The sequence below is a fragment of the Tsukamurella sputi genome (assembly GCF_007858445.1).
Lineage (GTDB): Bacteria > Actinomycetota > Actinomycetes > Mycobacteriales > Mycobacteriaceae > Tsukamurella > Tsukamurella sputi.
Window position 1 is genome coordinate 234,731 of record NZ_VIGV01000004.1, and the last position, 25,057, is coordinate 259,787.

At 72.0% G+C, this 25,057-nt stretch carries 31 protein-coding genes; 24 read left to right on the plus strand and 7 right to left on the minus strand.

Features of this window, described 5'->3' with window-relative positions:
- The first annotated feature begins 1 nt into the window (after position 1).
- The gene (locus FK268_RS14025) at positions 2–793 is read left to right on the plus strand and encodes a MerR family transcriptional regulator (protein ID WP_146435028.1); all 792 of its coding nucleotides are present in this window, start codon (positions 2–4) and stop codon (positions 791–793) included.
- A 13-nt stretch (positions 794–806) separates the two neighbouring features.
- Positions 807–1,475: a hypothetical protein gene (locus FK268_RS14030; protein WP_146435031.1), complete on the plus strand. Its 669-nt coding sequence runs from the start codon at positions 807–809 to the stop codon at positions 1,473–1,475.
- 162 nt (positions 1,476–1,637) lie between these two features.
- Here FK268_RS14030 and FK268_RS14035 read toward each other — a convergent pair whose 3' ends face one another.
- The gene (locus FK268_RS14035; protein WP_146435033.1) at positions 1,638–2,939 is read right to left on the minus strand and encodes a bifunctional o-acetylhomoserine/o-acetylserine sulfhydrylase; all 1,302 of its coding nucleotides are present in this window, start codon (positions 2,937–2,939) and stop codon (positions 1,638–1,640) included.
- Between the two features lie 72 nt (positions 2,940–3,011).
- Here FK268_RS14035 and FK268_RS14040 point away from each other — a divergent pair, with 72 nt between their 5' ends.
- A complete protein-coding gene (locus tag FK268_RS14040) occupies positions 3,012–3,548 on the plus strand; it encodes an NUDIX hydrolase (RefSeq protein WP_146435034.1) in 537 nt (178 codons plus the stop codon).
- A gap of 107 nt (positions 3,549–3,655) precedes the next feature.
- The gene (gene infA / locus FK268_RS14045) at positions 3,656–3,877 is read left to right on the plus strand and encodes a translation initiation factor IF-1 (protein ID WP_005140011.1); all 222 of its coding nucleotides are present in this window, start codon (positions 3,656–3,658) and stop codon (positions 3,875–3,877) included.
- 69 nt (positions 3,878–3,946) lie between these two features.
- Here infA and FK268_RS14050 read toward each other — a convergent pair whose 3' ends face one another.
- On the minus strand, positions 3,947–4,672 hold the full coding sequence (locus FK268_RS14050; protein WP_146435037.1) for a S1 family peptidase: 726 nt from the start codon (positions 4,670–4,672) through the stop codon (positions 3,947–3,949).
- Positions 4,673–4,912: 240 nt separating this feature from the next.
- Here FK268_RS14050 and rpmJ point away from each other — a divergent pair, with 240 nt between their 5' ends.
- The 6 genes from rpmJ to rplQ all read left to right on the plus strand — a co-directional run bounded on the left by rpmJ (position 4,913) and on the right by rplQ (position 8,473).
- Positions 4,913–5,026 (plus strand): 50S ribosomal protein L36, encoded by a 114-nt coding sequence (gene rpmJ, locus FK268_RS14055; protein ID WP_024332746.1) that lies wholly within the window; start codon positions 4,913–4,915, stop codon positions 5,024–5,026.
- 183 nt (positions 5,027–5,209) lie between these two features.
- Complete coding sequence (gene rpsM, locus FK268_RS14060; protein ID WP_146435040.1) at positions 5,210–5,581, plus strand: 30S ribosomal protein S13; 372 nt, start codon at positions 5,210–5,212, stop codon at positions 5,579–5,581.
- Positions 5,581–5,991, plus strand: a complete 411-nt coding sequence (gene rpsK / locus FK268_RS14065; protein WP_068532990.1) for a 30S ribosomal protein S11 — start codon at positions 5,581–5,583, stop codon at positions 5,989–5,991. The genes rpsM and rpsK overlap by 1 nt, the downstream gene beginning before the upstream one ends.
- Positions 5,992–6,012: 21 nt before the next feature.
- Positions 6,013–6,618 (plus strand): 30S ribosomal protein S4, encoded by a 606-nt coding sequence (gene rpsD / locus FK268_RS14070; protein WP_068532986.1) that lies wholly within the window; start codon positions 6,013–6,015, stop codon positions 6,616–6,618.
- Between the two features lie 79 nt (positions 6,619–6,697).
- Positions 6,698–7,753 (plus strand): DNA-directed RNA polymerase subunit alpha, encoded by a 1,056-nt coding sequence (locus tag FK268_RS14075; protein ID WP_146435043.1) that lies wholly within the window; start codon positions 6,698–6,700, stop codon positions 7,751–7,753.
- Between the two features lie 36 nt (positions 7,754–7,789).
- Positions 7,790–8,473 (plus strand): 50S ribosomal protein L17, sunset domain variant, encoded by a 684-nt coding sequence (rplQ, locus tag FK268_RS14080; RefSeq protein ID WP_146435046.1) that lies wholly within the window; start codon positions 7,790–7,792, stop codon positions 8,471–8,473.
- A 125-nt stretch (positions 8,474–8,598) separates the two neighbouring features.
- Here rplQ and FK268_RS14085 read toward each other — a convergent pair whose 3' ends face one another.
- Together FK268_RS14085 and FK268_RS14090 are read right to left on the minus strand one after the other, a co-directional pair.
- Positions 8,599–9,057: an SRPBCC domain-containing protein gene (locus FK268_RS14085; RefSeq protein WP_146435049.1), complete on the minus strand. Its 459-nt coding sequence runs from the start codon at positions 9,055–9,057 to the stop codon at positions 8,599–8,601.
- A gap of 18 nt (positions 9,058–9,075) precedes the next feature.
- Entirely contained in the window at positions 9,076–10,263 is a 1,188-nt protein-coding gene (locus FK268_RS14090) for an FAD-dependent monooxygenase (RefSeq protein ID WP_146435052.1), read from the minus strand.
- Between the two features lie 87 nt (positions 10,264–10,350).
- Here FK268_RS14090 and FK268_RS14095 point away from each other — a divergent pair, with 87 nt between their 5' ends.
- From FK268_RS14095 to FK268_RS14150, 13 genes are all read left to right on the plus strand, one after another.
- Positions 10,351–11,235, plus strand: a complete 885-nt coding sequence (locus FK268_RS14095) for a GntR family transcriptional regulator (protein ID WP_146435055.1) — start codon at positions 10,351–10,353, stop codon at positions 11,233–11,235.
- A gap of 14 nt (positions 11,236–11,249) precedes the next feature.
- Entirely contained in the window at positions 11,250–12,080 is an 831-nt protein-coding gene (gene truA, locus FK268_RS14100; RefSeq protein ID WP_146435058.1) for a tRNA pseudouridine(38-40) synthase TruA, read from the plus strand.
- A 68-nt stretch (positions 12,081–12,148) separates the two neighbouring features.
- On the plus strand, positions 12,149–12,793 hold the full coding sequence (locus tag FK268_RS14105; protein ID WP_146435061.1) for a DedA family protein: 645 nt from the start codon (positions 12,149–12,151) through the stop codon (positions 12,791–12,793).
- A 9-nt stretch (positions 12,794–12,802) separates the two neighbouring features.
- Positions 12,803–14,008, plus strand: coding sequence for a type VII secretion-associated protein (locus tag FK268_RS14110; RefSeq protein WP_146435064.1), 1,206 nt, complete (start codon positions 12,803–12,805; stop codon positions 14,006–14,008).
- Positions 14,009–14,025: 17 nt separating this feature from the next.
- The gene (locus tag FK268_RS24230) at positions 14,026–14,322 is read left to right on the plus strand and encodes a hypothetical protein (protein ID WP_158636112.1); all 297 of its coding nucleotides are present in this window, start codon (positions 14,026–14,028) and stop codon (positions 14,320–14,322) included.
- Positions 14,322–14,624, plus strand: coding sequence for a YbaB/EbfC family nucleoid-associated protein (locus FK268_RS14115; protein ID WP_158636113.1), 303 nt, complete (start codon positions 14,322–14,324; stop codon positions 14,622–14,624). The genes FK268_RS24230 and FK268_RS14115 overlap by 1 nt, the downstream gene beginning before the upstream one ends.
- A 100-nt stretch (positions 14,625–14,724) precedes the next feature.
- Positions 14,725–15,030: a hypothetical protein gene (locus tag FK268_RS14120; RefSeq protein ID WP_146435070.1), complete on the plus strand. Its 306-nt coding sequence runs from the start codon at positions 14,725–14,727 to the stop codon at positions 15,028–15,030.
- Between the two features lie 2 nt (positions 15,031–15,032).
- Entirely contained in the window at positions 15,033–16,403 is a 1,371-nt protein-coding gene (locus tag FK268_RS24235) for a WXG100 family type VII secretion target (RefSeq protein ID WP_158636114.1), read from the plus strand.
- A 69-nt stretch (positions 16,404–16,472) separates the two neighbouring features.
- Positions 16,473–16,784 carry a PE domain-containing protein gene (locus FK268_RS14130; protein ID WP_146435073.1) on the plus strand — a complete coding sequence of 104 codons (312 nt, stop codon included), beginning with the start codon at positions 16,473–16,475 and terminating at the stop codon, positions 16,782–16,784.
- A 2-nt stretch (positions 16,785–16,786) separates the two neighbouring features.
- Positions 16,787–17,737: a PPE domain-containing protein gene (locus FK268_RS14135; RefSeq protein ID WP_158636115.1), complete on the plus strand. Its 951-nt coding sequence runs from the start codon at positions 16,787–16,789 to the stop codon at positions 17,735–17,737.
- Entirely contained in the window at positions 17,734–18,459 is a 726-nt protein-coding gene (locus FK268_RS24240) for an ESX secretion-associated protein EspG (RefSeq protein WP_158636116.1), read from the plus strand. The genes FK268_RS14135 and FK268_RS24240 overlap by 4 nt, the downstream gene beginning before the upstream one ends.
- A 70-nt stretch (positions 18,460–18,529) precedes the next feature.
- Positions 18,530–18,826, plus strand: a complete 297-nt coding sequence (locus FK268_RS24245) for a WXG100 family type VII secretion target (RefSeq protein ID WP_158636117.1) — start codon at positions 18,530–18,532, stop codon at positions 18,824–18,826.
- 32 nt (positions 18,827–18,858) lie between these two features.
- Complete coding sequence (locus tag FK268_RS14150) at positions 18,859–19,152, plus strand: WXG100 family type VII secretion target (protein ID WP_146435084.1); 294 nt, start codon at positions 18,859–18,861, stop codon at positions 19,150–19,152.
- 73 nt (positions 19,153–19,225) lie between these two features.
- Here the strand turns inward: FK268_RS14150 and FK268_RS14155 are convergent, their stop codons facing one another.
- Positions 19,226–20,677 (minus strand): type VII secretion protein EccE, encoded by a 1,452-nt coding sequence (locus tag FK268_RS14155; RefSeq protein ID WP_146435087.1) that lies wholly within the window; start codon positions 20,675–20,677, stop codon positions 19,226–19,228.
- A gap of 134 nt (positions 20,678–20,811) precedes the next feature.
- Here FK268_RS14155 and eccB point away from each other — a divergent pair, with 134 nt between their 5' ends.
- Entirely contained in the window at positions 20,812–22,230 is a 1,419-nt protein-coding gene (gene eccB / locus FK268_RS14160; protein WP_146435090.1) for a type VII secretion protein EccB, read from the plus strand.
- Between the two features lie 3 nt (positions 22,231–22,233).
- Here eccB and mycP read toward each other — a convergent pair whose 3' ends face one another.
- Positions 22,234–23,493 carry a type VII secretion-associated serine protease mycosin gene (mycP, locus tag FK268_RS14165; RefSeq protein WP_146435093.1) on the minus strand — a complete coding sequence of 420 codons (1,260 nt, stop codon included), beginning with the start codon at positions 23,491–23,493 and terminating at the stop codon, positions 22,234–22,236.
- Positions 23,493–24,995, minus strand: a complete 1,503-nt coding sequence (gene eccD, locus FK268_RS14170; RefSeq protein ID WP_158636118.1) for a type VII secretion integral membrane protein EccD — start codon at positions 24,993–24,995, stop codon at positions 23,493–23,495. The genes mycP and eccD overlap by 1 nt, the downstream gene beginning before the upstream one ends.
- Positions 24,996–25,057: the final 62 nt, after the last annotated feature.

A 25,057-nucleotide genomic window follows, 5' to 3' on the forward strand; every position in this document is an offset into this window, starting at 1 on the left:
CGTGAACGACAGGAACCCTCTCACGGTGGGCGCGGTGGCGCGCCTGACCGGCGTGAGCGTGCGCACGCTGCACCACTACGACGAGATCGCGCTCGTGGTGCCGTCGGACCGCACGCGCGCCGGCTACCGCGTGTACTCGGACGCCGACGTCGAACGTCTGCACCAGGTGCTCACGTACCGCGAGCTGGGCTTCCCCCTCGAGCAGATAGCGACCCTGCTCGACGACCCGTCGGCGGATGCGATGGCGCATCTGGAGCAGCAACGGAAACTGCTGTCCGACCGGATCGATCGTTTGCACTGGATGGTCGCGGCCGTGGAGGAAATGATGAGCAGCAAGAGGAGCGGCGTCCAGCTGACCGCGCAGGAGCAGACCGAGATCTTCGGCGACAACTGGATGGGCGAGCAGTACGCGGAGGAGGCCGAGCAGCGCTGGGGCGGGACGACGCAGTGGGAGCAGAGCCAGCAGCGGGCCGCGCAGTTCGACAAGGACGACTGGAAGCGGATCAAGGCCGACACCGACGCCCTGGAGGCGGCGCTCGCCGACGGCCTGGCCCGCGGCGTCGCGCCGGGTTCGGCGGAGGGCGGCGCCCTCGCCGAGCAGCACCGCGCGAGCATCGAGAAGTTCTACGACTGCAGCTACGAGATGCAGGTGTGCCTGGCGCAGATGTACCTCGCGGACGAGCGTTTCACGAAGCACTACGACGACATCGCGCCGGGTCTGGCGCAGTACGTGCACGACGTGATCGTGGCCAATGCGGAGCGGCGAACGAACGGTGACACTTCCGCTGAGTAAGTAAGCTGGTGCCGTGCAATGGCTGTTCGAGCACTGGTGGCTCGTCTTCGTCCTGGGTGGGCCGGCCGCCGGTGGTGTCCGTGCTGTGGCGGTGTGGAACGAGAAGCGGGCGAACCGCCGTCTCGAGCGCTACCGCATCAAGCAGGAGACCAAGGCGGCCGTGGCCCAGGCGAAGGGCATGGGCCGCGTCGACGCGGCGGCGGCGAAGCGTGAGCTGCAGCGGGCGGTCGCCGAGCACGACGCCGTCGACACCCGCTGGTTCGGTTACGAGACGGACCTCGCGACGATCCTCGACTTCCCGATGATGGTCGACATGCGGGAGCCGCTCACCGTCGACTTCCACAAGGCGAAGCGCCGCGCGGATCTCCTCCGCCCCGACGATCTCGAACAGGCCGACGGGGTGGAGGAGTACCGCGACGCGGTGCACGCCTACGCCGCGGCCTTCGACGTCGCGGAGCAGGAGGCCAAGCGCCGCCGCCGCGGAGACTTCTCGCCACTGGAGCAGGAGCGCCTCGCGAAGGCTCAGCGTCTGCTGGCCGTCGCGCTCGACGGGTCGGCCACCGGCCCGGAGCGGCAGCAGGCCTACCAGCGTGCCCGCGCCGAGCTCGACGGCCTCATCGACCTGCCGCGATCCGCCACCGTCGCCCTCGAGAACCAGGTCCGCGCGGCCCTGGAGCGCTGAGCGCAGACGACGACACCCCCGAGTCCGTGACTCGGGGGTGTCGTCGTGAACAGGCGGTGCTAGGTGCACCCGCGCTGCACGGCCGCGGTCCAGGCACCGTCGTCCCGAAGGACGGACCCGAGGGCCCGTCGCAACCACCGCAGCGCGCGCATCAGCGGATCCCTAGGACGCGTTCGCCGCGGCCTTCAGGCCCAGCTGCAGGTCGGCGAGGATGTCGTCGATGTGCTCGATGCCCACGGCGAGGCGCACCAGGCCCGGCGTCACGCCGGCCTCGAGCTGCTCCTGCTCGGTGAGCTGGCTGTGCGTGGTCGACGCGGGGTGGATGACCAGCGAGCGGACGTCGCCGATGTTCGCGACGTGGCTGTGCAGCGACAGCGCGTCGACGAAGGCCTTGCCCGCGGGCACGCCGCCGGCCAGCTCGAAGGCGACGATGGCGCCGGCGCCCTTGGGCAGCAGCTCCTTCGCGCGCTCGTGGTACGGCGAGGACGGGAGGCCGGCGTAGATCACGTCGGTCACGCCGTCGGCGCCGGTGAGGTACTCGGCGACCTTCTGCGCGTTCTCCACGTGCCGCTCCACACGCAGGCTCAGCGTCTCGATGCCCTGCGACAGGAGGAAGGCGTTGAACGGCGAGATCGCGGGGCCGAGATCTCGCAGCAGCTGCACGCGGGCCTTGAGTGCGAAGGCGGGAGCGCCGAGGTCGGCGAAGACGACGCCGTGGTACGACGGGTCCGGGGTGGTGAAGTTCGGGTGCCGGCCCTGCGTCCAGTCGAAGTTGCCGCCGTCGACGATGACGCCGCCGATCGCCGCGCCGTGGCCGCCGAGGTACTTGGTCGCGGAGTGCACCACGATGTCGGCGCCGTGCGCCAGCGGGTTGAGCAGGTACGGGGTCGCCACGGTGTTGTCGACGATGAGCGGCAGCCCGTTCTCGTGCGCCACGCCCGAGACGCCGGCGATGTCGAGCACGTGGCCGCGCGGGTTGGAGATGGTCTCCGCGAAGAACGCGCGGGTGTTGGGCCGGACGGCGGCGCGCCACTGCTCCAGATCGTCCGGGTTCTCGACGAAGGTGACCTCGATGCCCAGCTTGGCGAGGGTGTAGTGCAGCAGGTTGTAGGTGCCGCCGTAGAGGTACGGCGAGCTGACGATGTGATCGCCCGACTCGGCGACGTTGAGGATCGCGAGGGTCTCGGCGGCCTGCCCGGAGGCCACGAGCAGCGCGGCGACGCCGCCCTCGAGTGCGGCGATCCGCTGCTCGACGGCGTCCTGCGTCGGGTTCATGATGCGGGTGTAGATGTTGCCCGGCTCGGCCAGCCCGAACAGCGCCGCGGCGTGATCGGTGTTGTTGAACGTGTACGACGTGGTCTGGTAGATCGGGAGCGCACGTGCGTTGGTCGCACCGTCGGGCGTCTGCCCGGCGTGGATCTGGGTGGTCTCGAAATGCCAGTTCGGGCTGTCCGGATTGCTCATGGCCCCGATACAAGTGCACCGGCGTCGCGCTGTCCAGGGTTTGGCTCATACTGTGGGAAAACGAGGAGGCGCATGCCAGTGGAGGAGATCGTCGCGCTGTACGACGACGCCGGACGCCCGTGCGGGGCGGCGCCCCGCTCCCGCGTGCGCGCCGAGAACCTGCGGCACGGCACCACCGGCATCCTCGTCTTCGACTCCGCCGGCCGGATCTACGTGCACCGGCGCACGCCGGTCAAGGACGTCTACCCGGGGCTGCGGGACTTCTGTGCGGGCGGGGTGCTGCTGGCGGGGGAGTCCCCGGACGACGGTGCCGCGCGCGAGGCCTTCGAGGAGCTCGGGGTGCACGGCGTGGAGCTGCGGTCGGTCGGGGTGCGCGACTACGCGGACCCGCGCACCCGGTTCGTGTGCTTCCAGTACGTCTGCGTCTACGACGGTGCCGTCGTGCACCAGCCGGAGGAGGTCGAGAGCGGCGAGTGGATGGCGCCCGACGATCTGCTCGCGGCCGTCGCCGCGGACCCCGCGGACTTCGTGCCCGACTCCGTCGAACTCGCGTTGCACCTCGTCAGCGGCGGGGGCGGTTCCGGCCAGGATTCGTCGGACGAGTCCTGAGCGCGTAGAATAGGTGGGTAGCGCGGCGTTCGGCCGCATGCCCGTCCGCTCAGGAGGGGCACAGGTCGCACACGGCGTCCGCTGAAGACAACAGGATCGTGGAGGGTATGGCGAAGAAGGACGGAGCCATCGAGGTGGAGGGCCGCGTCGTCGAGCCGCTCCCCAACGCAATGTTCCGCATCGAGCTGGAGAACGGGCACAAGGTGCTCGCACACATCAGCGGCAAGATGCGGCAGCACTACATTCGAATTCTGCCCGAGGACCGGGTCGTCGTGGAGCTCTCCCCGTACGACCTGACGCGCGGGCGCATCGTCTACCGGTACAAGTGACCGCGTAGTACGCATCCGGATACGAGAAAGACCCACCCCGCGGGGTGGGTCTTCTTCGTCGTCGGGGACCTAGACGGCCAGGCGCAGGCCGCCGGCCTGGCCGAAGACGAACTGCAGATCGATGAACTCCGACATGAGGCCGGTGTTCGTCGAGAGCTCGATACCGCCGGTCGTGAGCGCGAGCGCGGCACCGTCGGACAGGCGCACCAGCGGCCCGCCGCTGTCGCCGTGGTCGCCCTTGAGGTCCGTGAGGATGCGCGTCGGCGCGACGTCGACGACCTTGCCGCACTGCCAGCCGGTGGTCCGCCCCTGGCGGCACACCTGGTCGCCGATGACGGCGCGGCCGACGCGGGTGGGCTTGACCCGGCCGAGTGCGGGGCTCAGCGGTACGTCCTTCATGAAGGTGATCGTGGCCCAGTCGGGCTGGTTGAGGTCGGCGACCCGGCCGTCCTTGTCGACCTTGGGGTTCGACGACTGCCGGATCTTGCCGACGGCGGCGATGGTGCGGTCGCTGCCGGGCACGGGCACGGCGACGTCCTGCCCGGCCCTGCCGCAGTGGCCCGCGGTGACGCCCACGCGCTCGCCGCTGGGCGTGAGGGCGAGGACGCCGAGCGTGCACGCGGACACCTCGATGCCGTCGCCGGTCCGCTTCTGCACGACGTCGATCTCGGAGCCGGGTCCCACCACGATGCGCGGTGCCGCGGACGCGGGGGCCGTGACGACGAGGGACGACGCGGTGACGCCGAGGGCGGTGGCCGCGGCGACGCTCGCCCGGCGGAGGAGGGACAGACGCATCGCGGGTCCTTTGCGATCGAGGTATCAGATCTCGGGAATCAAGAGTGGCGAATAGTGCATCGCCGATCGTTCCTGAGGCTAGCATGAGAGGCCGCTCGGGCGAGGATTTGGGGCGACGGTCGGCGAAGCGTACACTGGATCATCGCGTGCGTGCGCGGCTTCGTCGTGCGTGTCGTGGCACCCCTCCGGCTACCGGTGGCGGCGTCTGAAAAACACTGAGAACAACTGGATAGGACTGACGTGAAGGTCAACCCCAGCGTCAAGCCGATCTGCGAGAAGTGCAAGGTGATCCGCCGTAACGGTCGGGTCATGGTGATCTGCGAGAACCTGCGGCACAAGCAGCGTCAGGGCTAGATCGGTGCGCTTCGAGCGGTTCGCCGCTTGAACACACGATGACCTCCCCGCACCAGCAGGAGCAGACGAGCTCCTGTCAACCCCCGGCTCGGAGGCCGGGGCCTCGGCCGGCGTGAAAGCGCCGGAACCACCGGGGACGGACGGGGAGCAGACCTCCGACTTAGAAGAAGGAAACCGCCAAGAATGGCACGTCTCATGGGTGTCGATCTCCCGCGCGAGAAGCGCATGGAGATCGCACTGACCTACATCTACGGCATCGGCCGTACCCGCGCGACGGAGATCCTCGCCGAGACCGGTGTGAGCCCGGATCTGCGCAGCAAGGATCTCAGCGACGAGGACCTGACCAAGCTCCGCGACTACATCGAGGGCACGGACTACAAGGTCGAGGGTGACCTGCGCCGCGAGGTGCAGGCCGACATCCGTCGCAAAATCGAGATCCAGTGCTACCAGGGCATCCGCCACCGTCGTGGCCTGCCCGTGCGTGGCCAGCGCACCAAGACCAACGCTCGCACCCGTAAGGGTCCGAAGAAGACCATCGCCGGAAAGAAGAAGTAATGCCTCCGAAGTCGCGCGCCACGGGCGCGAAGAAGGGCGTTTCGCGTCGTCGCGAAAAGAAGAACGTCCCGCACGGCCACGCGCACATCAAGAGCACGTTCAACAACACGATCGTCTCGATCACGGACCCCAACGGCAACGTGATCAGCTGGGCCTCCTCGGGCCACGTCGGCTTCAAGGGCTCGCGCAAGAGCACCCCGTTCGCCGCGCAGCTCGCCGCCGAGAACGCTGCCCGCAAGGCGCAGGAGAACGGCGTCAAGAAGGTCGACGTCTTCGTCAAGGGCCCGGGTTCGGGTCGCGAGACCGCAATCCGCTCGCTGCAGGCCGCAGGCCTCGAGGTGGGCACCATTTCCGACGTGACGCCGCAGCCGCACAACGGCTGCCGTCCGCCCAAGCGGCGTCGGGTCTAGGGAAGGTAGGAGAGAGAAACCATGGCTCGTTATACCGGCCCTGTCACCCGTAAGTCCCGTCGTCTGGGCGTCGACCTCGTCGGCGGTTCCGAGGCGTTCGAGCGTCGTCCGTACCCGCCCGGCCAGCACGGCCGCGCGCGGATCAAGGAGTCCGAGTACCTCCTGCAGCTCAAGGAGAAGCAGAAGGCCCGCTTCATGTACGGCGTGATGGAGAAGCAGTTCTCCCGCTACTACAAGGAGGCGAAGGCCGCCACCGGTAAGACCGGTGACGCCCTGCTGCAGATCCTCGAGACCCGTCTCGACAACGTCGTGTACCGCGCCGGCCTGACGCGTACTCGCCGCCAGGCCCGCCAGCTGGTGACCCACGGTCACTTCACGGTGAACGGCGTCCGCGTGGATGTGCCCTCGTACCGCGTCTCGCAGTACGACATCATCGACGTCCGCCCGAAGTCGCTCGGCACCACGCCGTTCCAGATCGCGCGTGAGACCCTCGGCGAGCGCACCGCCCCGGCGTGGCTCCAGGTGGTTCCGTCGACCCTGCGCATCCTCGTGCACCGCGTGCCCGAGCGTGAGCAGATCGTCGTTCCGTTCCAGGAGCAGCTCATCGTCGAGTACTACTCGAAGTAAGTAGTACGGGCCGCCGGCAGATCGCCGGCGGCCCTCTACGGGCGTCAAATAGCGGACGCCCAGAGAGAAGGAATACTCAATGCTCATCTCGCAGCGACCCACCCTCAGCGAAGAGGTCATCTCCGACGCGCGCTCGAAGTTCATCATCGAGCCGCTGGAGCCGGGCTTCGGTTACACGCTGGGCAACTCGCTCCGCCGCACGCTGCTGTCGTCCATCCCGGGCGCGGCCGTGACCAGCATCCGCATCGACGGTGTGCTGCACGAGTTCACCACGGTCCCCGGCGTGAAGGAGGATGTCACCGACATCATCCTGAACCTCAAGGGCCTGGTCGTCTCGTCGGAGGATGACGAGCCGGTCACCATGTACGTGCGCAAGCAGGGGCCGGGCGCCGTCACCGCGGGCGACATCGTCCCCCCGGCGTCGGTCACCGTCCACAACCCCGACCTGCACATCGCCACCCTGAACGACAAGGGCAAGCTCGAGATCGAGCTCGTCGTCGAGCGGGGCCGCGGCTACGTGCCGGCCGTGCAGAACAAGGCGTCGGGCGCCGAGATCGGCCGCATCCCGGTCGACTCGATCTACTCGCCCGTGCTCAAGGTGACCTACAAGGTCGAGGCGACCCGTGTCGAGCAGCGCACCGACTTCGATCGCCTGATCCTGGACGTCGAGACCAAGAACTCGATGACCGCGCGGGACGCGCTGGCCTCGGCCGGCAAGACCCTGGTCGAGCTCTTCGGCCTGGCCCGCGAGCTCAACGTCGAGGCCGAGGGCATCGAGATCGGGCCGTCGCCGGCCGAGGCCGACCACATCGCGGCGTTCTCGCTGCCGATCGAGGACCTCGACCTGACGGTGCGCTCGTACAACTGCCTCAAGCGCGAGGGTGTGCATACCGTGGGCGAGCTCGTGGCCCGCACCGAGTCCGATCTTCTCGACATCCGTAACTTCGGTCAGAAGTCGATCGACGAGGTCAAGGTCAAGCTGCACGCGCTGGGTCTGGCCCTCAAGGACAGCCCCGCGTCGTTCGATCCGTCGCAGGTCGACGGCTACGACCCCGCCACCGGCACCTGGAGCGACGAGCCGTCGTTCTCGGGCGACGGTGACGATCAGGACTACGCCGAGACCGAGCAGCTCTGACCCGAGCTCTTCTTTTAACCACCCACAGGAGAAACAATGCCTAGGCCCACTAAGGGCGCCCGCATGGGCGGCTCGGCCTCGCACCAGAAGCACATTCTGGCGAACCTCGCGACTGCGCTCTTCGAGCACGGCCGCATCGAGACCACCGAGTCCCGCGCCAAGCGCCTGCGTCCCTACGCGGAGAAGCTGATCAGCCATGCCAAGCACGGCAAGCTGGCCAATCGCCGCGAGGTCATGAAGGAGATCCGCAACAAGGACGTCGTGCACGTGCTGTTCGCGGAGATCGCTCCGGCCGTCGCCGACCGTCAGGGCGGCTACACCCGGATCATCAAGACCGAGAACCGGAAGGGCGACAACGCCCCCATGGCGGTCATCGAGATCGTGACCGAGCAGCTCGCCGCCACCGAGGCCTCGCGCGCCACCCGCGTCGCTGCCTCGCAGGCCGCTGCCAAGTCCGCCGCCGTCGAGGCTGCGGAGATCGCCGAGGAGTCGGCTTCCGACCTTCCCGCCGGTGCGCACGCGCCGCTGGAGGACGTGAACGAGGCTCCCGAGGGCTTCCCGATCAAGGGCAACGCCGATTCGAAGCTGTACCACCGTCCCGGTACCCGCTTCTTCGATTCGACGGTCGCCGAGATCTGGTTCGCCGACGAGGCCGCGGCCGAGGCCGCCGGCTACTCGCTGCCGCCGTCGCAGCAGGAGGACGCCTCCGACTCGGAGTAGTCACCCACGCACGCGAGCCCGCCACCTGCATCGCAGGTGGCGGGCTTCGTCGTTGCACAGATCACCGCTCGAACCCCCTGTGCGGCGTGTTCCGACCGCGGGTTCGGAGCGGCGACGGAGATCTTTCAACCGAGAAGCGCGATCACCGAGTCGACGGTGGCTCGCACCTTCTCCACCGACACCCGCGGCAGGGTGAACCGCGCGAGATAGGCCTCGTTCGTCACGCGCGACCAGTCACAGGTCACGGCGATGAGGGTCCCGTCGCCTTCGGGGATGAACTCCCAGGTCCACTCGACGCCGACGGGCTCCTTCCCGCGGCCGGCGGGCAGCCACGCGATGCGGGCGTCCGGCTCGAAGACGGTGACGTGGTTGTCCACCGAGTACTCCCGCCCGTCCTCGGCGGTCATCTCCATGCCGAAGACGTCGCCGACACCCGTGATCGTCTCGGGGCTGTCGGCGGAGACGCCGCGGAGCATCCCGGAGCCGTCGGCGGCCGCGTGGACCGCGGGCCGGGTGAGCGCGGCGAACAGCATGGCGGGCGGGAGATCACTGGTCACGGTCACGGTCTGCGCGGTCACGGTCATCGTCCCGACGGTAGCCGCTCAGGCGTACGCGGGCAGGTCTATCCCGTCGGCCTTTCCGAACTGTGCCGCCCAGACCAGCCGCATCGGCCATGTCGTCGCCGTGCGGTACGTGAGGTCGCCGAGCGCGATGCCGATCCGGCCCATCGGCGCGAATCCGGACGGGCTGCCGGGCGGCAGCTCCTGCGCCGGCCGGACGAAGGGCCGCATCACGGCGTCGTACCGCGCCAGCGCGCGGGGCACGTCACCGCCCGCCCGCCCGAGCTCGCCGGCGAGGACGTAGGCGCCCACGAGCGCGAGGGTGGTGCCGAGGCCGGTGAGCGGGGTGGGGCAGTAGCCGGCGTCGCCGACGAGAGCGACGCGGCCGCGGGTCCACGCGTCGAGTTTCACCTGCGCGAGGTCCTGGTAGGCCCAGTCGTCGGCGGTGCGCATGGCGCGCAGCAGCTGCGGGGTCACCCAGCCGAGGTCCGCGAACTCCCGCTCGAACAGCGCGAACTGTTCCTCTCGGCTCAGTCGCCGCGCGTCGGTGCCGCGGATCGCGAGACCGGCCTTGACGCTGCCGTCGGTGCGCGACGGCCGCACCGAGACCACGCGGCCGCGGCGTGCGGTGTGCATGAGGTACCAGCCGCGGGTGTCCTCGTCGATCTCGGCGGTGAACCAGGCGTACCGCAGGCCGATCGGGACGAGCGCGGCAGCGTCCGGGCCGAAGGCGGCGCGCCGCACGGCGGAGCCGAGGCCGTCGGCCCCGATGACGAGGTCGAACTCCCGGGGCGGCGCGGTCTCGAAGTCGACGCGCGCGACGTCGCCGTTCTGCTCGATCGCGGTCACGGTGTCGTCCCACAGGTACTCGACGTCGTCGGGAACGGCGCCGACGAGCACCTCGGCGAGGTCGCCGCGCAGGATCTCGTGGGTGGAGACGACGCCGTTGCCGCCGAAGGCCTCGACGGGCATGGTCGCGCCGCGTCGCCCGCGGGCGTCGACCTTGACGAGGCCGCGCTGGTCGAGCAGCCGCTCAGTGGTGGCGGGACCGAGACCGAGGCGGTCGACGACGGTGCGGCCCGCGCCGCGCAGGTCGACGGTCTGCCCGCCCGCCCGGAGCGACGGTGCGCGTTCGACGATCGTGACGCGGTGGCCCTGGCGGGCGAGGAGGAGGGCTGCGGCGGGACCGGCGATGGACGCGCCGCTGATGAGGATTCGAAGCTGATTCATAGTGCGAACGTACGCCGTATCGAGTGCATCGCGCTACAGTGTTGACGTGGAAATAAGCAAGAAGTGCACTAGTGCATCGGCGCTGCCGTGACCCGTGCCGAGGAGATCGCTGCGGTGCTACGCGAGCGCATCGCGTCGGGCCGGCTGCGGCCGGGGGACCGCGCACCGTCGACCCGGGCGATCATGCGCGATCACGGGGTGGCGATGGCCACCGCCTCGAAGGTGCTCGCTCTGCTGCAGGCCGACGGGCTGATCGACTCGGCCCCGGGCCGCGGCAGCGTGGTCCGGCGTCCGGACCGCCCGCGCGCCCCGGAGCTGACCACGGCCGACGTGCTCGCCGCGGCCATCGCGATCGCCGACGCCGAATCGCTGCAGGCCGTGTCGATGCGGCGGCTCGCGGCGGCCCTGGAGATCCCGACGATGGCCGTGTACCGGTACGTGCCCAGCAGCGACGAGTTGCAGGCGGCGATGCTGGACCGCGTGCTCGGAGAGCTGGACCTGCCGCCCCGCACCGCCGCGTGGCGGGAGGACGTCGAGGCGGTGCTCCGCGCCCTGTGGGAGGCCATGAAGACGCATCCCTGGCTGGCTGCGGCGATGTCGATGACCCGCCCGTCGGTGATGCCCGGCGCGATGCCGATGTCGGAGCACCTGCTGGGCGCGCTGCGCTCCGCGGGCCTGCCGCCGCGCGCGGCGTTCACGGAGTACCTGTGCCTGCTGAACCTGGTGCGGGGCCTGGGCGCGACGATCGAGCCGGAACTCGCCGACCGCGCCGCCACGGGCGTCACCGAGGACGAGTGGATCGACACGCAGTTGGGCGAACTGCGCGCGGTGGCGCCCGCCGACCGCTTCCCGGCGATGGCGGAGATGCTGCACACCAGCTACCCGTACGACGCCGACGTGCTGCTCGATACCGCCCTCACGCGCTACCTGGACGGCCTGGCGGCGGGCCTGGCACCGGCCTCGCCCCGGTAGAGTCTGACGGCGATATGACTCGCCATCGCCTCGACATCGCCTACGACGGTACCGACTTCAGCGGCTGGGCCCGCCAGCCCGAGCGCCGGACGGTGTGCGGCGTGCTGGAGGAGACGATCGGCACGGTGCTGCGCACGGAGGTGCAGCTCACCGTCGCGGGCCGCACCGACGCGGGCGTGCACGCGACGGGGCAGGTCGCGCACCTCGACACCGATGTCGCGCTGCCGGACGGTCTGGTACGCCGGCTCGCGCGGATGCTCCCGCAGGACGTGCGGGTCACGGCGATCACCGAGGCGCCCGCGGAGTTCGACGCCCGCTTCTCGGCGCTGCGCCGCCATTACGAGTACCGCCTCACCGACGCCCCCTTCGGCGCGAACCCGCTGCGCGCCCGCGATACCGCGCCATGGCGGCGGCCCGTCGATCTGGAGCGCATGCAGGAGGCGAGCGACCGCCTGCTGGGCCTGCACGACTTCGCCGCCTTCTGCCGCCGCCGCGAGGGCGCGACCACGGTCCGCGAGCTGCAGCGCTTCTCCTGGTCGCAGGGCGATGACGGGGTGTTCACGGCGCAGGTCTGCGCCGACGCCTTCTGCTGGTCGATGGTGCGTTCCCTCGTCGGGGCGGTCGCCGCGGTCGGGGAGGGTCGACGGTCCGCCGACTGGGTGGCCGGGCTCCTCGAGGAGCGCGAGCGCTCCAGCGCGATCAACGTGGCCGCCGCGTGCGGGCTGACCCTGGTGCGGGTGGACTACCCCGCGGACGACGAGCTCGCCGAGCGCAACCGGGTCACCCGCGAGAAGCGCGAGGTCGACGGTGCCGGGACGGGCGCGGGCGGCTGCTGCGGCGACTGACGGAGCTTGGGACGCCGTTCGCCCGCAGTTCATGATCGCGATGCCCACCGCGTGGATACTCGGCTGATGTGAACCCCTTCGACGTCACCGGCTTCCTCGGCTCCGCGGGCCTGATCGGCCTGGTGCTGCTGATCTTCATCGAGACCGGCCTGCTCGTGGGATTCATCTTCCCGGGGGATTCGATCCTGTTCACCGCGGGCATCTTCGCGGCGCAGCCGCAGCCCTTCGCGCACCTGTGGCAGCTGTTGCTGTTCCTGCCGATCGCGGCGATCATCGGCGACCAGTGCGGCTACGCCCTCGGTCGGTACGCCGGGCCGAAGGTGATGCGCGGCAGGATCATGAACTTCATCGGGCAGGGCCCGGTGGACAAGACCTACGCCTTCTTCGACAAGTACGGCCCGTTCACGGTGCTCTTCGCCCGGTTCATCGGCATCGTCCGCACGCTGGTGCCGGTGCTGGCCGGCTTCTCGAAGATGGATCACCGGAAGTTCACGCTGTTCTCGGTGCTCGGCTCGGTCCTGTGGTGCGACGGCATCGTGCTGCTGGGCTACTTCCTCGGCGGGATCCCGCTGCTGCGGAACAACCTCGAGGTGCTGTTCATCGGCTCCGCACTGACGATCATCATCCCCATCGCGGTCACCGTGATCTCCCGCCGCCGCGCCCGCAAGCGCGAATCCGCCGAAGCCGCCCCGGTGGAGTCCGCCGCGCGCTAATCTCCCCGCATGATCGGGTTGGGGGACCCGGAGCGCATCGTCATCGATTGCGCGGGGGATAAATGGTACGTACGCGGGCCGGACGGCGCCGTGCGGTCGGTGCTCGCGCCGGCGGAGGTGGACGAGTTCGCCGCGCCCGCACTCGCCGCCCGCCGGTGGTCGCAGTGGCTCACGGATGCGGTGAGCGGCAGCGCACCGTCGCGGTCCTGGGTCGTGCTCGCCCCCAGTGTTTTCGGCGCTCCTCGCCGCAGCCTGATCGAGGCCGCGGCGGGATCGCTCGGCGTCGCCGCGAGCATCCTTCCCCGGGCGGAGGCCCTGGTCCGTACCGGCGGCGTGCTGTACTGCCGCCGGGCGCTGGTCCTCGAGTGCCGCGGGCCGATCGCGCAGGCGCACGTCCTCGCGCTCACCGACGGCGCCTGGCGGGCCGTTGCCGCCGCCTCTCATCCGGATCCCGTTCGCGCTGCGCGCGTGGTCTTCGACGATGACATCGACCAGGCCCTCGTCGACGGTCCGCCCGAGGCCTACCGCACGGTTCGCGCCGCCCTGGCGACCGCGGGGCTGTGGCGCGTGGTGCGCGTCGACCCGGAGGACGTCCTCGCCGTCACCGCGCCGGAGCGGGAGCCGGAGGCGTCCGGTCCTCCGTCCCGCGAACCGCCGGAACGAGCGATCGGGCATCGGGCTCGGCGGAGGTGGCCGCTGCTCGTCGCGGGGGCCGGGACCGTCGGCGTGGTCGCGGCGAGCGCCGTGGCGTGCCTGCCGGAGTCGGTCCCGTCGGCGCCGGAGAGGCCCGCGCCGCCCGCGGAGAGTTTCGTCCGCGTCGCCTTCGACGGTGCCTCGGTGGACCTGCCCCGGGAGTGGGCGGTCACCGAACCCGGCCCGGACCGGCGGCTCGCGGAGGCGGGCGACGGACGCCGCGTCACCGTGGTCCGGACGCGGCTGCGCGCCCCGTCGGACACCGCGGCGGTCGCGGCCGATCTGGAGGCGGCCCTCGGACGGCGATCCGACCAGCGCATCAGCGACCTGAATCCCAGTACGCGCGTCGGCGGACGCGAAGTGATCGGCTACCGCGAACGGATCGACGCCGAGCGCTTCGTGGACTGGTACGTCGTGGTCGCGGGGGCGGCCCAGCTGAGCGTCGGCTGTGAGGCGGGGCGCTCGGCGGCTCCGCTGGCCGGGGCGTGCGAACGCGCCGTCGGCACGGTGCAGGAGGACTGAACCATGAAGGGGGAGAGATGACGATCGCCACATCCGCGAACGGCGGGCTACGGGTGCGCGCCAATGATCAGGGCACGCCGCTGCAGATCGCGATCGAGCGGACGGAGCTGCGCCGCGAGCCGCAGGACCTCGCCGACGCCATCGTGCGGTTGTGCCGTCAGGCGGCGATCACCGCCGGGTTGCGCCGCCGGGCGGAGTTGGAGCGCGCCGGCGTCGGTGCGGACGTGGTGCGCGCCATGCGGCTACCGGAACCGGTCGCGGAGGCCGAGGCGGTGGCCGAGGACGTGGTCGGCACCTGGCTGCGGAGGGCGTGATGAACGCGGAGATGGACCGGATCGAGGCCCGCGCCCACGAACAGCTCCGGGTGCTCCGCCGCGCGAGTACGGAGCTCGACGAGGTCCGGGTGGCGGTGTCCAGCCCGGACGGCGCGATCCGCGTGGAGCTCGACGGTGTGTGCGCGCTGGTCGGTCTCACGCTCACGCCCGCGGCGTGCGCGTCCGATGGCGCAGTCCTCGGCCGGCGCATCGTCGACGTGTGCGCGGTGGCGGCACGCGAGGTACAGGCGCGCCGCGCCGCGGTGATGGAGCGCTTCCACGCGGAGTTCGCACCGGGCTGAGTGCGGGCCGGAAGGGAATCGGGATCCGATTCCGCAGCTGGTGCGTCCAATTCATGAGGGCTCTTCGCACCGGGCCCGCCGCAGATGATGGGGGAGAGCAATGTTCTTGGCGGTCAATTCGGCGATCGCGGCCTTCGGAGCCGCCCATGCCGGGATCGGGGCAGCGGTCGCGACGGCGGGTTCCGTGGACGCGGCGGCGAACGTCGCGGCGCTGAATCCGGCGCTCGGCCTCATCGGGCAGGACTTCCTCGCGGCCTTCACCGCGGCGCAGGCCGTCCATGTGGAGTCCGTGGCGGAGCTGGCGGTCCTGTACGGCGCGATCGCGTCGTCATCGGCGGCCACGGTCGCGGCCTACGGCGCCACGGAGGCGGCGAACGTCGCCGGGCTGAGTGCCGCGGGGATCTGACGGTGGCCGATCCCGCGGCCGATCCGGCGGCCCCGGCCGCGCCCGATGCGGCGCTCGATCCGGAGATCCGCGCCCTTCTCGATCGGCCGGTGAACGAGGTGCTCGCCGCTCTCGGACTACCGCCGGTGCCAACGGCGCCCGACAAGCCGCCGCAGCAGGAACTCCCGGCGCCGCCGAAGGGCGTACCGGAAGCGCCGCAGGTCCCGGGGTTCGATGTCGCCGGTCTGGTCAAACCGATGACGGATCTGCTCTCGACCTTCGGCTCGGGCAGCTTCGAAGGGCTCGATCCGTCCGCAGCGCTGTCCGGGGCGTCGAAGGCGCTCGAACAGGGTGTGTCCGCGGGCATGCAGGCGATCAGCCAGCTCTCGTCGGTCTGGCAGGGCCCCGCGGCCACTGCGGCCACCGGGAAGAGTGTGGAGGCCGCTACCGGCACCGGGCTGGCGGCGGAGCAGGGGGCGGAGCTGTCCACGGCGGTGGGCGAGGCGGCGACCGTCGTCGGCACCGGCGAGGCCGAGCTGCAGGCGATCATCGACTCCTTCATGGCCGTGATCTCCGCGCTCGGCCCGTCGCTGTGGCTCCCACCGGGCCAGGCCGCGGCCGTCGCCGCAGCGCAGGAGCACCTCGCGCACGCCACCGAGGTCGTGACCCGGACGAAGAGCCAATTGGCCGCTCTGAGCGCGCAAGTGGGCGCGGCCGGCCGCAAGGTCCCGGTCGCCTCGCCGCCGACGACGGCCGCGACCACGGCCGCACAGGCCGCCGCCGCGATCGTACCCGGCGTCGTCTCGGCGGTGACGGGAGCGGTGACAGGTGTCGCCAAGCTCGCCACCGATACGGTGTCCGGCGCGGTCAAGACCGCGGTCGGAGTCGCCGCCTCGGCGGGGGAGGCGCTGAGCGGACTCGCCGAGACCTCCGCGGAGAAGGACGATGCCGCAGACGTGGGCGAGTCCCCCAAGGACGGCTTCCCGGCGACCACTCCGGTGGCCGCCAACGGAACCGGGGTCGTGGGCGGTTCCGGAGTCGGCGGCGGAGCCGGCATCGGAGGCGGGGTGGGTGCGGCGGCGACGGCGCTCGCGCAGCCGCAGTCGAGCGCGCCCGCGGCGCGGACTCCGGTCGCCGACGGCGGCGCGCGGACGATCCCCGCCTCCTCGGATGTGTTGGCGCGGAGTGCAATGGCGCCGATGATGCCGATGGGTGCGGCGGGCGCCGCAGGGGCGCGCGGTGCGGCGGCGAGCGATCACAGCGTTCCGGACTACCTCGTGACCAGCGACAACGGCGAGAGCGTCCTCGGTGACCTGCCGATCGTCGGTCCGCAGGTGGTGGGCGACGCGCTCCCCGCCGAATCGTACGAGCCGGATGTGGAACTGCGCCTGTAAGAGAAGGGGAACCGTGCCGCTCGCCGGTGCGTCTAATGGATAGAAGGAACTTCGGGGGGAGTGGACGACGTGACCGGTACCAAGCTGAGCATGGATCCGCACGAGGCGCGGGAGATCGCGCGCGGCATCGAGCGGATCGTCGAGGACCTGCGCGGCGCGCAGAAGCGGTTCGAGGCGCACGCAGCGCCCGCCGCCACGGGCCACGACGAGGTCTCGCAGGCGGTGGCGCACACCGCGCGCCGAATGGGGGAGGCGCAGTTGAGCGCCGCGACCACGGCGGCCGCCGATCTACGGCGGCTCGGGGAGGCCGTTTCCGGCCACGTCACTGCTGTACAGCGCGATGATGCGGAGCTCGCCGGCACCCTGGGCCTGGCGGTCTGACGGTGCGCAGCGATCCGGGGTTCACCGGCGTCGACTGGTTCTCGCGCAGCACGGAGCGGCTCGCGGGTGATCTGCTGGGCGCGGCGGGCGTGCATCCGCTGACCACGGCCGCACAGGAGACGGCGCGGCTCGCTTCCGCGTACGGCGCCGCCGCGATCCAGTTGGACCGTCTCGTCGTCCGGCTCGACGGTGCTGTCGATCTGGGACGGGAGGATGCAGCCGTCCGGCGGACGGGGCCGCTCCCCGAGTACGCACGATGGCTGGCCCGGCACTCGGCGGATCTCGCGGAGTACGCGGCCAAACTCGCCGGTCAGGCCGCCGCGTACGAGACCGCGGCGCGGGCGATGCCCTCGGTCGCGGACGCGACCAGGATGCGGACGGACCGGGAGAACGCTGAGGCCGCCGCGGCCGCCGGCGGCGCGGATCCGGCTCTCGCGGCGCTCGTCGGCGCCGCTGTGGATTCCGAGCGTGCGGAGCAGCAGGCGCACGGCACGGCCGCGGCGGTCATGGTCGGCTTCGAACGTGCCGCGGAACCGCTGCGGGCGCCGTGGGAGTTCGCGGCACCGCCGAAGGTGCCGGGTTCGCGGAACAAGCCCGCCAAGGACAAGGGGTCGGGCGCGGGCGCCGGTGCAGGCCGTGGCGGCGGCGCGTCCGGAGTGCCCGCCGCCCCGCTCTCGGCCTTTCCGATCGGCGCGGTGCAGCGGGACCAGGCGAGCGGCGGCAGGCCCGTCGCGGCGCCATCGACCACACCGGCGGCCGGTGGACGCGGCTTCCCGATGATGCCCGCGGGCATGCTCGGCGCCGCAGGTGCGGCGGCAGCGGGGAAGCACGCGGTCCATTCGTCCGGCGCCACACCGGCGGAGGGCTTCGACGACGAACCGGACGCCTTCGTGATCCATGCCGCTCCGGCGGTGCTCGGATCCCACGGCGAGACCGCAGCGGAGGAGCTGTGAACACGCGATCCGTGGCGGAGCTGAGCGCGCGCTTCGGTACCGAGGTGCCGGCCGTGCTCTGGACGCCGCCCGACCCGCGGCGCGGACCGGGGCCGATCGCGGACGAACCCGCCGCCGGTGGCGAGCTCGACGGCGATGAGATCACCGCCCTGGAGGTGCTCTCAGCGCCTCAGGTGCGGATCGAAGCCAGGGCCACGGGCACGATGGACGCCCGGCTGTGTCTCGCCCGCTCGGGGCATCTCACCGCGCGGGTGGTACGGGCCGCGGGCACCGCCACCGTCGACCTGCCGCACTGCGACGGCACGGCCGACCGCCTGGCGGTGCTCGTGGCTCCGGTGCTGGGCACCGCATCGCCGGCGGATCCCGCGGTGGCGGCGTCGTTTCCCGCGGAGGCGGGGCGTGCGGCCCTGCGAGCGGGCGACGAGGGGGAGATCGCTGCGGCGTTGCGCGCGATCGGAGTGGACGCGGACGCAGCTCGCCTGATCGGGCGGGTCTTCGCCCGCTCGCGGCGCAGCGTGGAGTTCACCGTGCACGCGGGCGCGCACCGCTGCGGATCCGTGGTGGCGGTGATCGATTCGCCCGCGGGGCGGGTCGTGGTGCGGACGGCGGGCGAACCGGATGCGGGGACGTGGATCTCCGTCGCCGAGGGCAGCGCGCACCGGATCGGCAGGGCGCTGCGGCGCGCTTGCGAGGAACTTCCCGGCGGCGGCTGGACGCCGTGACCGGGGGACGGCACGCACCATTCCGGTGCGGCCGAGACGTGCCGGCACGTCCGGCGGGGAGGAGCACGACATGGGGACCAAGGCCGAACTCGCGGCGATGAAGACCGGCGCGGACACGCTGGACGATCTGGGGGCGCAGATGAAGACGACCCTCGGCCAGCTGCGCGGCGATGTGGAGGCGACGCAAGGGGTGTGGGCCGGTGCGGCCCAGGTCGCCTTCCTCGGCGTGATGGCCCGATGGGACGAGAGCGCGGCGAAGGTGAACGCCGCACTCGTCGACATCAGCACCATGCTGTCGGGCAACACCAACAGCTACCGCACGCAGGAGGACCAGAACTCCTCCGACATCCAGGCTCTGAGCCTCTGATCGCATCCGACAAGACCTAGGGGGACCACACCATGAGCGACATGATCCGCTACGACTACGCCACGATCCGGGGCGCGCTCGACGACATCGCGCAGCGCACCACGATCCTGATGCAGCAGGCCGACGCGATCCGTTCCGAGCAGAACAAGTTCGCGTCCGCGTGGGAGGATCCGGACTCCGCGACCGCCTACCAGGCGGTGCAGACGCGGTGGAACACCAGCTTCGAGGACATCAACGACCTGCTCACGCGGGTCAAGACCGCCGCGGAGAACGCGGTGGTGTCCATGCAGCAGACCAACTCGCAGGCCGCGGCGGGCTGGGCGTAACCCGGTCCAGGCAGGCGGAGGACGGGTCCGGCGGCTTCGCGGCCGCCGGACCCGTTTCCGCGTCCGCGGCCCCCTACGCCACGAGGCGAAGGGTGGCCGCGGCGCCGTCGGTGCGCACGGTGAGCATTCCGGGCATCGGCTGGCTCACGACGACGTCCGCCTCGGTCACGGGGGAGATCCCGGCCTGCTCGATCCGCCAGACGGTGCCCGAGGGCTCGAGCGAGCCCGGAGGCAGGCCGGAGGCCGTGCCGTCCAGGACCGTCACCGTGTAGTCGGCGTGCGCAACGCCGGCGTCCTGCTGCGGATACCGCCATCCCGAGACCCAGAGGTGCCGCGGCGATCCCACCCACGAGACCAGCGGCTGCCACATCGCGGGCCGGCCGGTCACGATCAGCACGCGCGCCCCGGTGGCGACGGCTCGCTCCACGAGCTGCCGGGCCGGATCGTCGGCGACGGCGGCCCAGACGGTGCGCACGCCGCGGCCGTGCAGGCGCGCCGAGACCGGCCCGCCGGTCGCGTCCGACCCCAGGATCTGGCCGCATCCCCCGCGCGGGAGGTGCAGGCGCTCGAGGGAATCCTCGGGCCCGGCCACGTCGCGGGCGCCGCGGGCGGGCCGGGCGTCGGTGGCGTCCGGCGATCTCCAGGCGTTGAGCCGGATCCCGCCGCCCGCATCGGCGCGCACGGAGAGTCCCGCTCGCCCGGGGGCGTCGGCCGTGAACAGTTCGGCGAGATCGCCGTTCGCGAGCGCCTCAGGATCGCACGGGACGGCATCGGCGGGCACGGTCGGGCCGAGCTGTGCGGTCTCGGCGGGAGTCAGGGGCAGGGCGGAGATCCCCCGCGCGGACAGGACATCGACGACGCGCTGCGCCACGAGCGCCGCCACCCGCAACTCGGCCTCGGGCCCACCGCCGCGACGGACGCACGCGGCCGCGCAGTCGGCGGGATCGATGGTGACCGCCACGAGCACGTCGGCGGCGGCCCAGCGGCGCAACGGTCCGAGGAGCTGCTGGTAGCGCATGCGTGGCGCCGGCGGCTCGCCCGGCACTCTGCCACCCGCGAGGAGAACGTCGATGCGGTCCGCGGGCGTGTCGGCGTGCCGCAGCAGTGCGGCGAGAGCGCCCAGCGGGACCGCCGGATCCTCTCTGCGCGACATCCCCACCAGCTGCGGTGCCGACGGTGCCAACCGCACGAAGATCGTCAGGAGGCGATCGGTGCGACGCGCCCCGACCTCCCCGCCGACGGGCGATGGCGCGGTGCCCGCGTGCGAACGTGCCGTGGCGCGGATCCCCAGTCGGTCCGCGGCGTACTCCGCCGCCGAGGTGCCGCGGACGCGGAGCAGCGTGCCCGCCCCGACGGCGAGCGCCGCGGTGGCGGCGGCCCAGTGCGGGCCGTCGAGAGCGGCGGTGCCGAGCCCCGCGGACGCCGCGGCGGCCTCGGCGAGCAGTACGGCGCCGGTACTCGGCCAGGCGGCGCGGTGCCACCGCCCCGGCGCGACGAGTCCGGTCGATCGAGTTCCGTGAACCATGCGGTCTCCCCCTGTGATGGCGCGGCCGTCTCCCCCGAAACGTGCTGCCGTGCGCCGAAAGTACCGTATTCTGGCCGCTACGACGATCGCTTCGGGGGAAGCGGTCGGCACGCACCTTGGGGGAGGGCGGCTTCATGCGCAAGCAATTGACCACACGCGCGCAGGTCAGCGGCTATCGATTCATCCTTCGCCGGATGGACCACGCTCTGCTGCGGCGTGATCCGCGCATGATCTCCGACCCGATGGCCTCGCAGTCGCGTTCGCTCATCGTCGGACTGGTCCTCGCGCTCGTGGTCACCGGCGCCTGCGGTGTCCTGGCGCTCCTGCGCCCACAGGGCGCCGTGGGCGACGCGAAGATCGTGCTCGCCAAGGAGTCCGGTGCCCTGTACGTCCGGGCGGACGACGTGCTCCATCCCGTCACCGGCCTCGCCTCGGCGCGCCTGGTCGTGGGTGAGGCCGCGCGACCCACCTCCGTCAAGGACAAGCGGCTCAGCGCATTCCGGAGGGGGCCGGAGGTCGGGATCGTCGGTGCGCCGGCGCAGATCCTCGGCCCGGTCTCCGCGTGGAACGACGGGGCCGTGCCGTGGCTGCTCTGCGACCGGACGCGGCCGGCCCCGTCGGACAAGCCCACTGCGCGGGATTCGCTCGACACGATGGTCTCGTCGGTCGACGAGGGCGGCGCCGACGACGGCGCGATCCTCGTCCGGCGAGGGGACGAGCACTTCCTGTTGTTCCGCGGTGTGCGCGCCGCGGTGGATCCGGCGGATCCGGTGGTGCGTCGCGTCGCCGGGCTCGACGGTGCCGCGCCGCGTGCTGTCAGCGCGCACCTGCTCAACGCCTTCGCGTCGATCGACCCGGTCGCGGTCCCCGTGATCCCGAGCCGGGGCCAGCCGTCGTCCGCGATCACCGGGACGCGGGTCGCCGACGTCGTCCGGGTCGCGGATACCGATCGTGACCGGTTGTACGTGGTGCTCGCCGACGGCGTGCAGCCGGTGGGCGAGTGGGCGGCCGACCTGATCCGCGCAGGGGATCCGGCGGGCGCGCCGATCGGAACCGTGCCCGCGTCCACGATCGCGGCGGCCGCGGTCCGCCGCTCGGTCCCGGTGGGCGGCCTGCCCGATCGGCGGCCCGCGCTCCGGACGGTACGGGACGCACCGGTGGCCTGCGCCGCCGCGTCGGCGGACGGGCAGGGCGGCGGCGCGGTCGAGTTGCGCACGTTCCGCAGCACTCCCGGTTCCGCGGCACCCGTGACCCTGGCCGGCGCCGACGGCTCCGGTGACGCGCTGGACGCGGCGGCGATCCCGTCCGGATCGGGCGAGTACGTCGTGGCGGCCGAGCCGGGTGGGGAACGGCGGGACGGACTCTTCTACGTCTCCGATTCGGGTGTGCGCTTCGGCATTCCGAACAGCGAGACGGCACAGATCCTGGGGCTCAAGCACAAGCCGCGACCGGTGGCCTGGTCCGTGCTGTCCGCGATCCCCGCAGGGCCGGACTTGACGCGCAGTGCGGCGTCGGTCACCCGTGACGGGACGCCGATCTCGGTCTCGCGCTGATCCTCAGCGACGCGCGAGGCACGCACCGATCGCGGCAACCAGCACCAGCGCGACCCCGGCGAGCGCGACCGTGCGGGGACGCGTGTCCGGCGCCGGACCGGCGGTGACCTCGAGGCGCCCGGGTGTCGGTGCTTCGCCCGGAAGCGCCGCGGACACCGCGGCCACCGGATCGACGATGCCCGCCCCGCTCGTCCCCGCTGAGCTGCGGGCCGTCGCGAGGATCCGGGCGCGCACCTGTGCGGCGCTCAGCTGGGGGAAGCGTGCCCGGACGAGCGCGGCGACACCGGCCACGTACGGTGCGGCGTAGCTGGTCCCGGCCAGCGGCGTGACGCCGGAGCGGGTCGTCTGGGCGTTGGCGAGGCCGGTCCCGCGTGGTTCGAGAGTGGTCACGTCGGTGCCGGGTGCGGCGACGGAGACCCACGGGCCGGCGAGGGAGAACTGCGCGGCGCGGCCGTCGGGCTCGGTGGCTCCGACGGCGAGCACGTGGTCGGCGAACCGGGCCGGCGATGCGAAGGTCACCGGCGCTGCCGGCTCGGTGTTCTGTTCGGCGCACGCGCTCCCGGAGCCGACGTTGCCGGCCGCCGCGACCACCACCACGTTCCGCTCGGCCGCGAACCGCACGGCGCGCCCGAGCGCGTCGTCGCCCAGGGCGGCGGTGGAGCCGCCGCAGGCGACCTCCGAGATGTTGATGACGGTGGCGCCCAGATCGACGGCCCGGACCACCGCGTAGGCCATGGTGGTGACATTGCCGTGGCTGTTGACGCCCCGCTGCTGGGGCTCGAAGGCGGCGCTGGCCTGGCGGATCGCGATGATCGACGCCGCCGGGGCGACGCCCGCGAAGGCGTCGTTCGGCGCCGGCCGCCCCGCGATGATCCCGGCGACCGCCGTGCCATGGGCATCGCAGTCGTCGCGCCCGTCGCCCGACGAGACGTAGTCTCCGCCGGCGATCACCTCGCCGAGCCGCGGGTGCGGACTGACGCCGGTGTCGATCACCGCGACCTTCTGCCCCTCGCCCCGGGTGAACCGCCACGCCAGGTCGAATCGCAACGACCGCGCGACGTGATCGGCACGGCTGTAATCGGTTCCGGGCTGCGTGCGAAGACTGTTGCACTGGGTGCGTTGCACCGTCGGTGCCAGTGGTGCGACCGGACCGCGTGGCGCTCCGTCGGGTGGCGGGTCGGCGGATGCGGGCCCGCCGGAGACGGTGGGTACCGCCAGAGCCAGCAGGGCCGCGGCCGTCGTGGCCCGGATGCGCCTGCCCATCAGAGGTTCCGGACGGTCGAGTACACGTCCCACACCCATCCCAGCAGCGGGCCCGCGGCGGCGATCGTCAGGTACTCGCCGAGTTCCGCGAGGCGACGCTGCACCGGGCTGAAGACGATCGTGGGGGCGACGGTGCCGCACGCGAGCGCGAGGGCGCCGATCAGGGCCAGCCCGACCAGCCCGACGACCGGCCAGGAGCCGTACCCCCAGGCCAGGCTGGTCGCGGTACCGATCGCGATCACCGCGCCGCCGAGCACCGTTGCGCCCGCCTGGAGCGGTTCGGCGTGCGTCCGGCCGCGCAGGCAGAACGCGAGTGCCATCACCAGGGCGAATGCCAGCTGATGCCCGGGGATCCCGCGCGACGCGGCGCCGACGGCAAGGGTCGCGACAGTGCCCGCCGCCGCGGCACCCACCGTGATCCCGGTGCAGATGAGTTGAGCCAGATCGGAGCGGTGTGGCGCCTCGCGCTCCGGACTCTCGTCGTCGAGTCCCGAAGCCACCGCGCCGATTCCGGCGACGGTGGGCGGCGGATCGTCGTCGATGGGATCGATCCGCTCGCCCGCGGCGGGGACGTGCGGCAGCGGGAGGCGGGCCGCCACGGCGGCAATGCGGGCAGCGAAGACCAGCACGAGGTAGGCGGCGATCGCGACGGTGGCGGCGATGGCCGCACGGCGGCCCGGTAGCCAGAGGGCGGTGAACAGGGCGGGGCCGGCGAGCGCCGCCGCGGTGAGCACGGAGGTGTGGACCACGGTGCCGCGGCCGGTGAACCGGATCGCGACCAGCGCCGTGATCGCCGACATCGCCGTGGCCAACAGGGCATGTGCCGGTCCGTAGCGCCCGTCGGCTCCGAGCGGCACGACCAGGGCGCCGGTGACGCCCGCCAGCACGGCCGCACACACCGCGAGGACGGTGGGCAGTGGTCCGGGGGCCGCGGCGCGCCGCGCGGACAGCACCGAGCCGGTGAGCAGCGCGAAAGTGGCGGCGGCGCACCACAGCTGAGCGAAGACGTGATCGACCGCGGGTCGGGCACCGTCGGCGCTGCGGAGCGCGAGGCCCAGCCGGAGCGAGACCGCCGCCGTCGCGAGGGTGACCAGCCCGAGCACCACCAGCCCGACGGTCGACGCGGCGCGCTCGTCCCAGCGGCGACCTACCACGAGATCGGCCGCGGTGCGGTCGAAGACGTCGTCGAAGACCGGTGGCGGTGGCGGAGCGTCGGCCACGAACAGGACCAACAGCGCACCGTCGGTGATGCCGGCGTCCGCGGGAGTACGGGGCCCGGGCAGCGGCTCTCCGCCGACCGGCGCGAGGCGCCACGGCCGCGACCACGCCGACTCCGCGGAGCCGCCGATCCGATCCCCGAACAGCCGCACCAGTTCCGGGATCAGCACTTCCGTCGGCGTGATCAACGGCAGTGAGACGTCCACCTGCGATCCGCCGCACAGCACCGAGACGCGACTGAGCCGCGCCACCTCGGTCGATGTCTCCCCCAGGGTGTCGGTCACAACGCCCCCTCGCATGCCCTCGCCCGTGCCCGTGAAAGGGCCCGATACTGATTGGACGCACC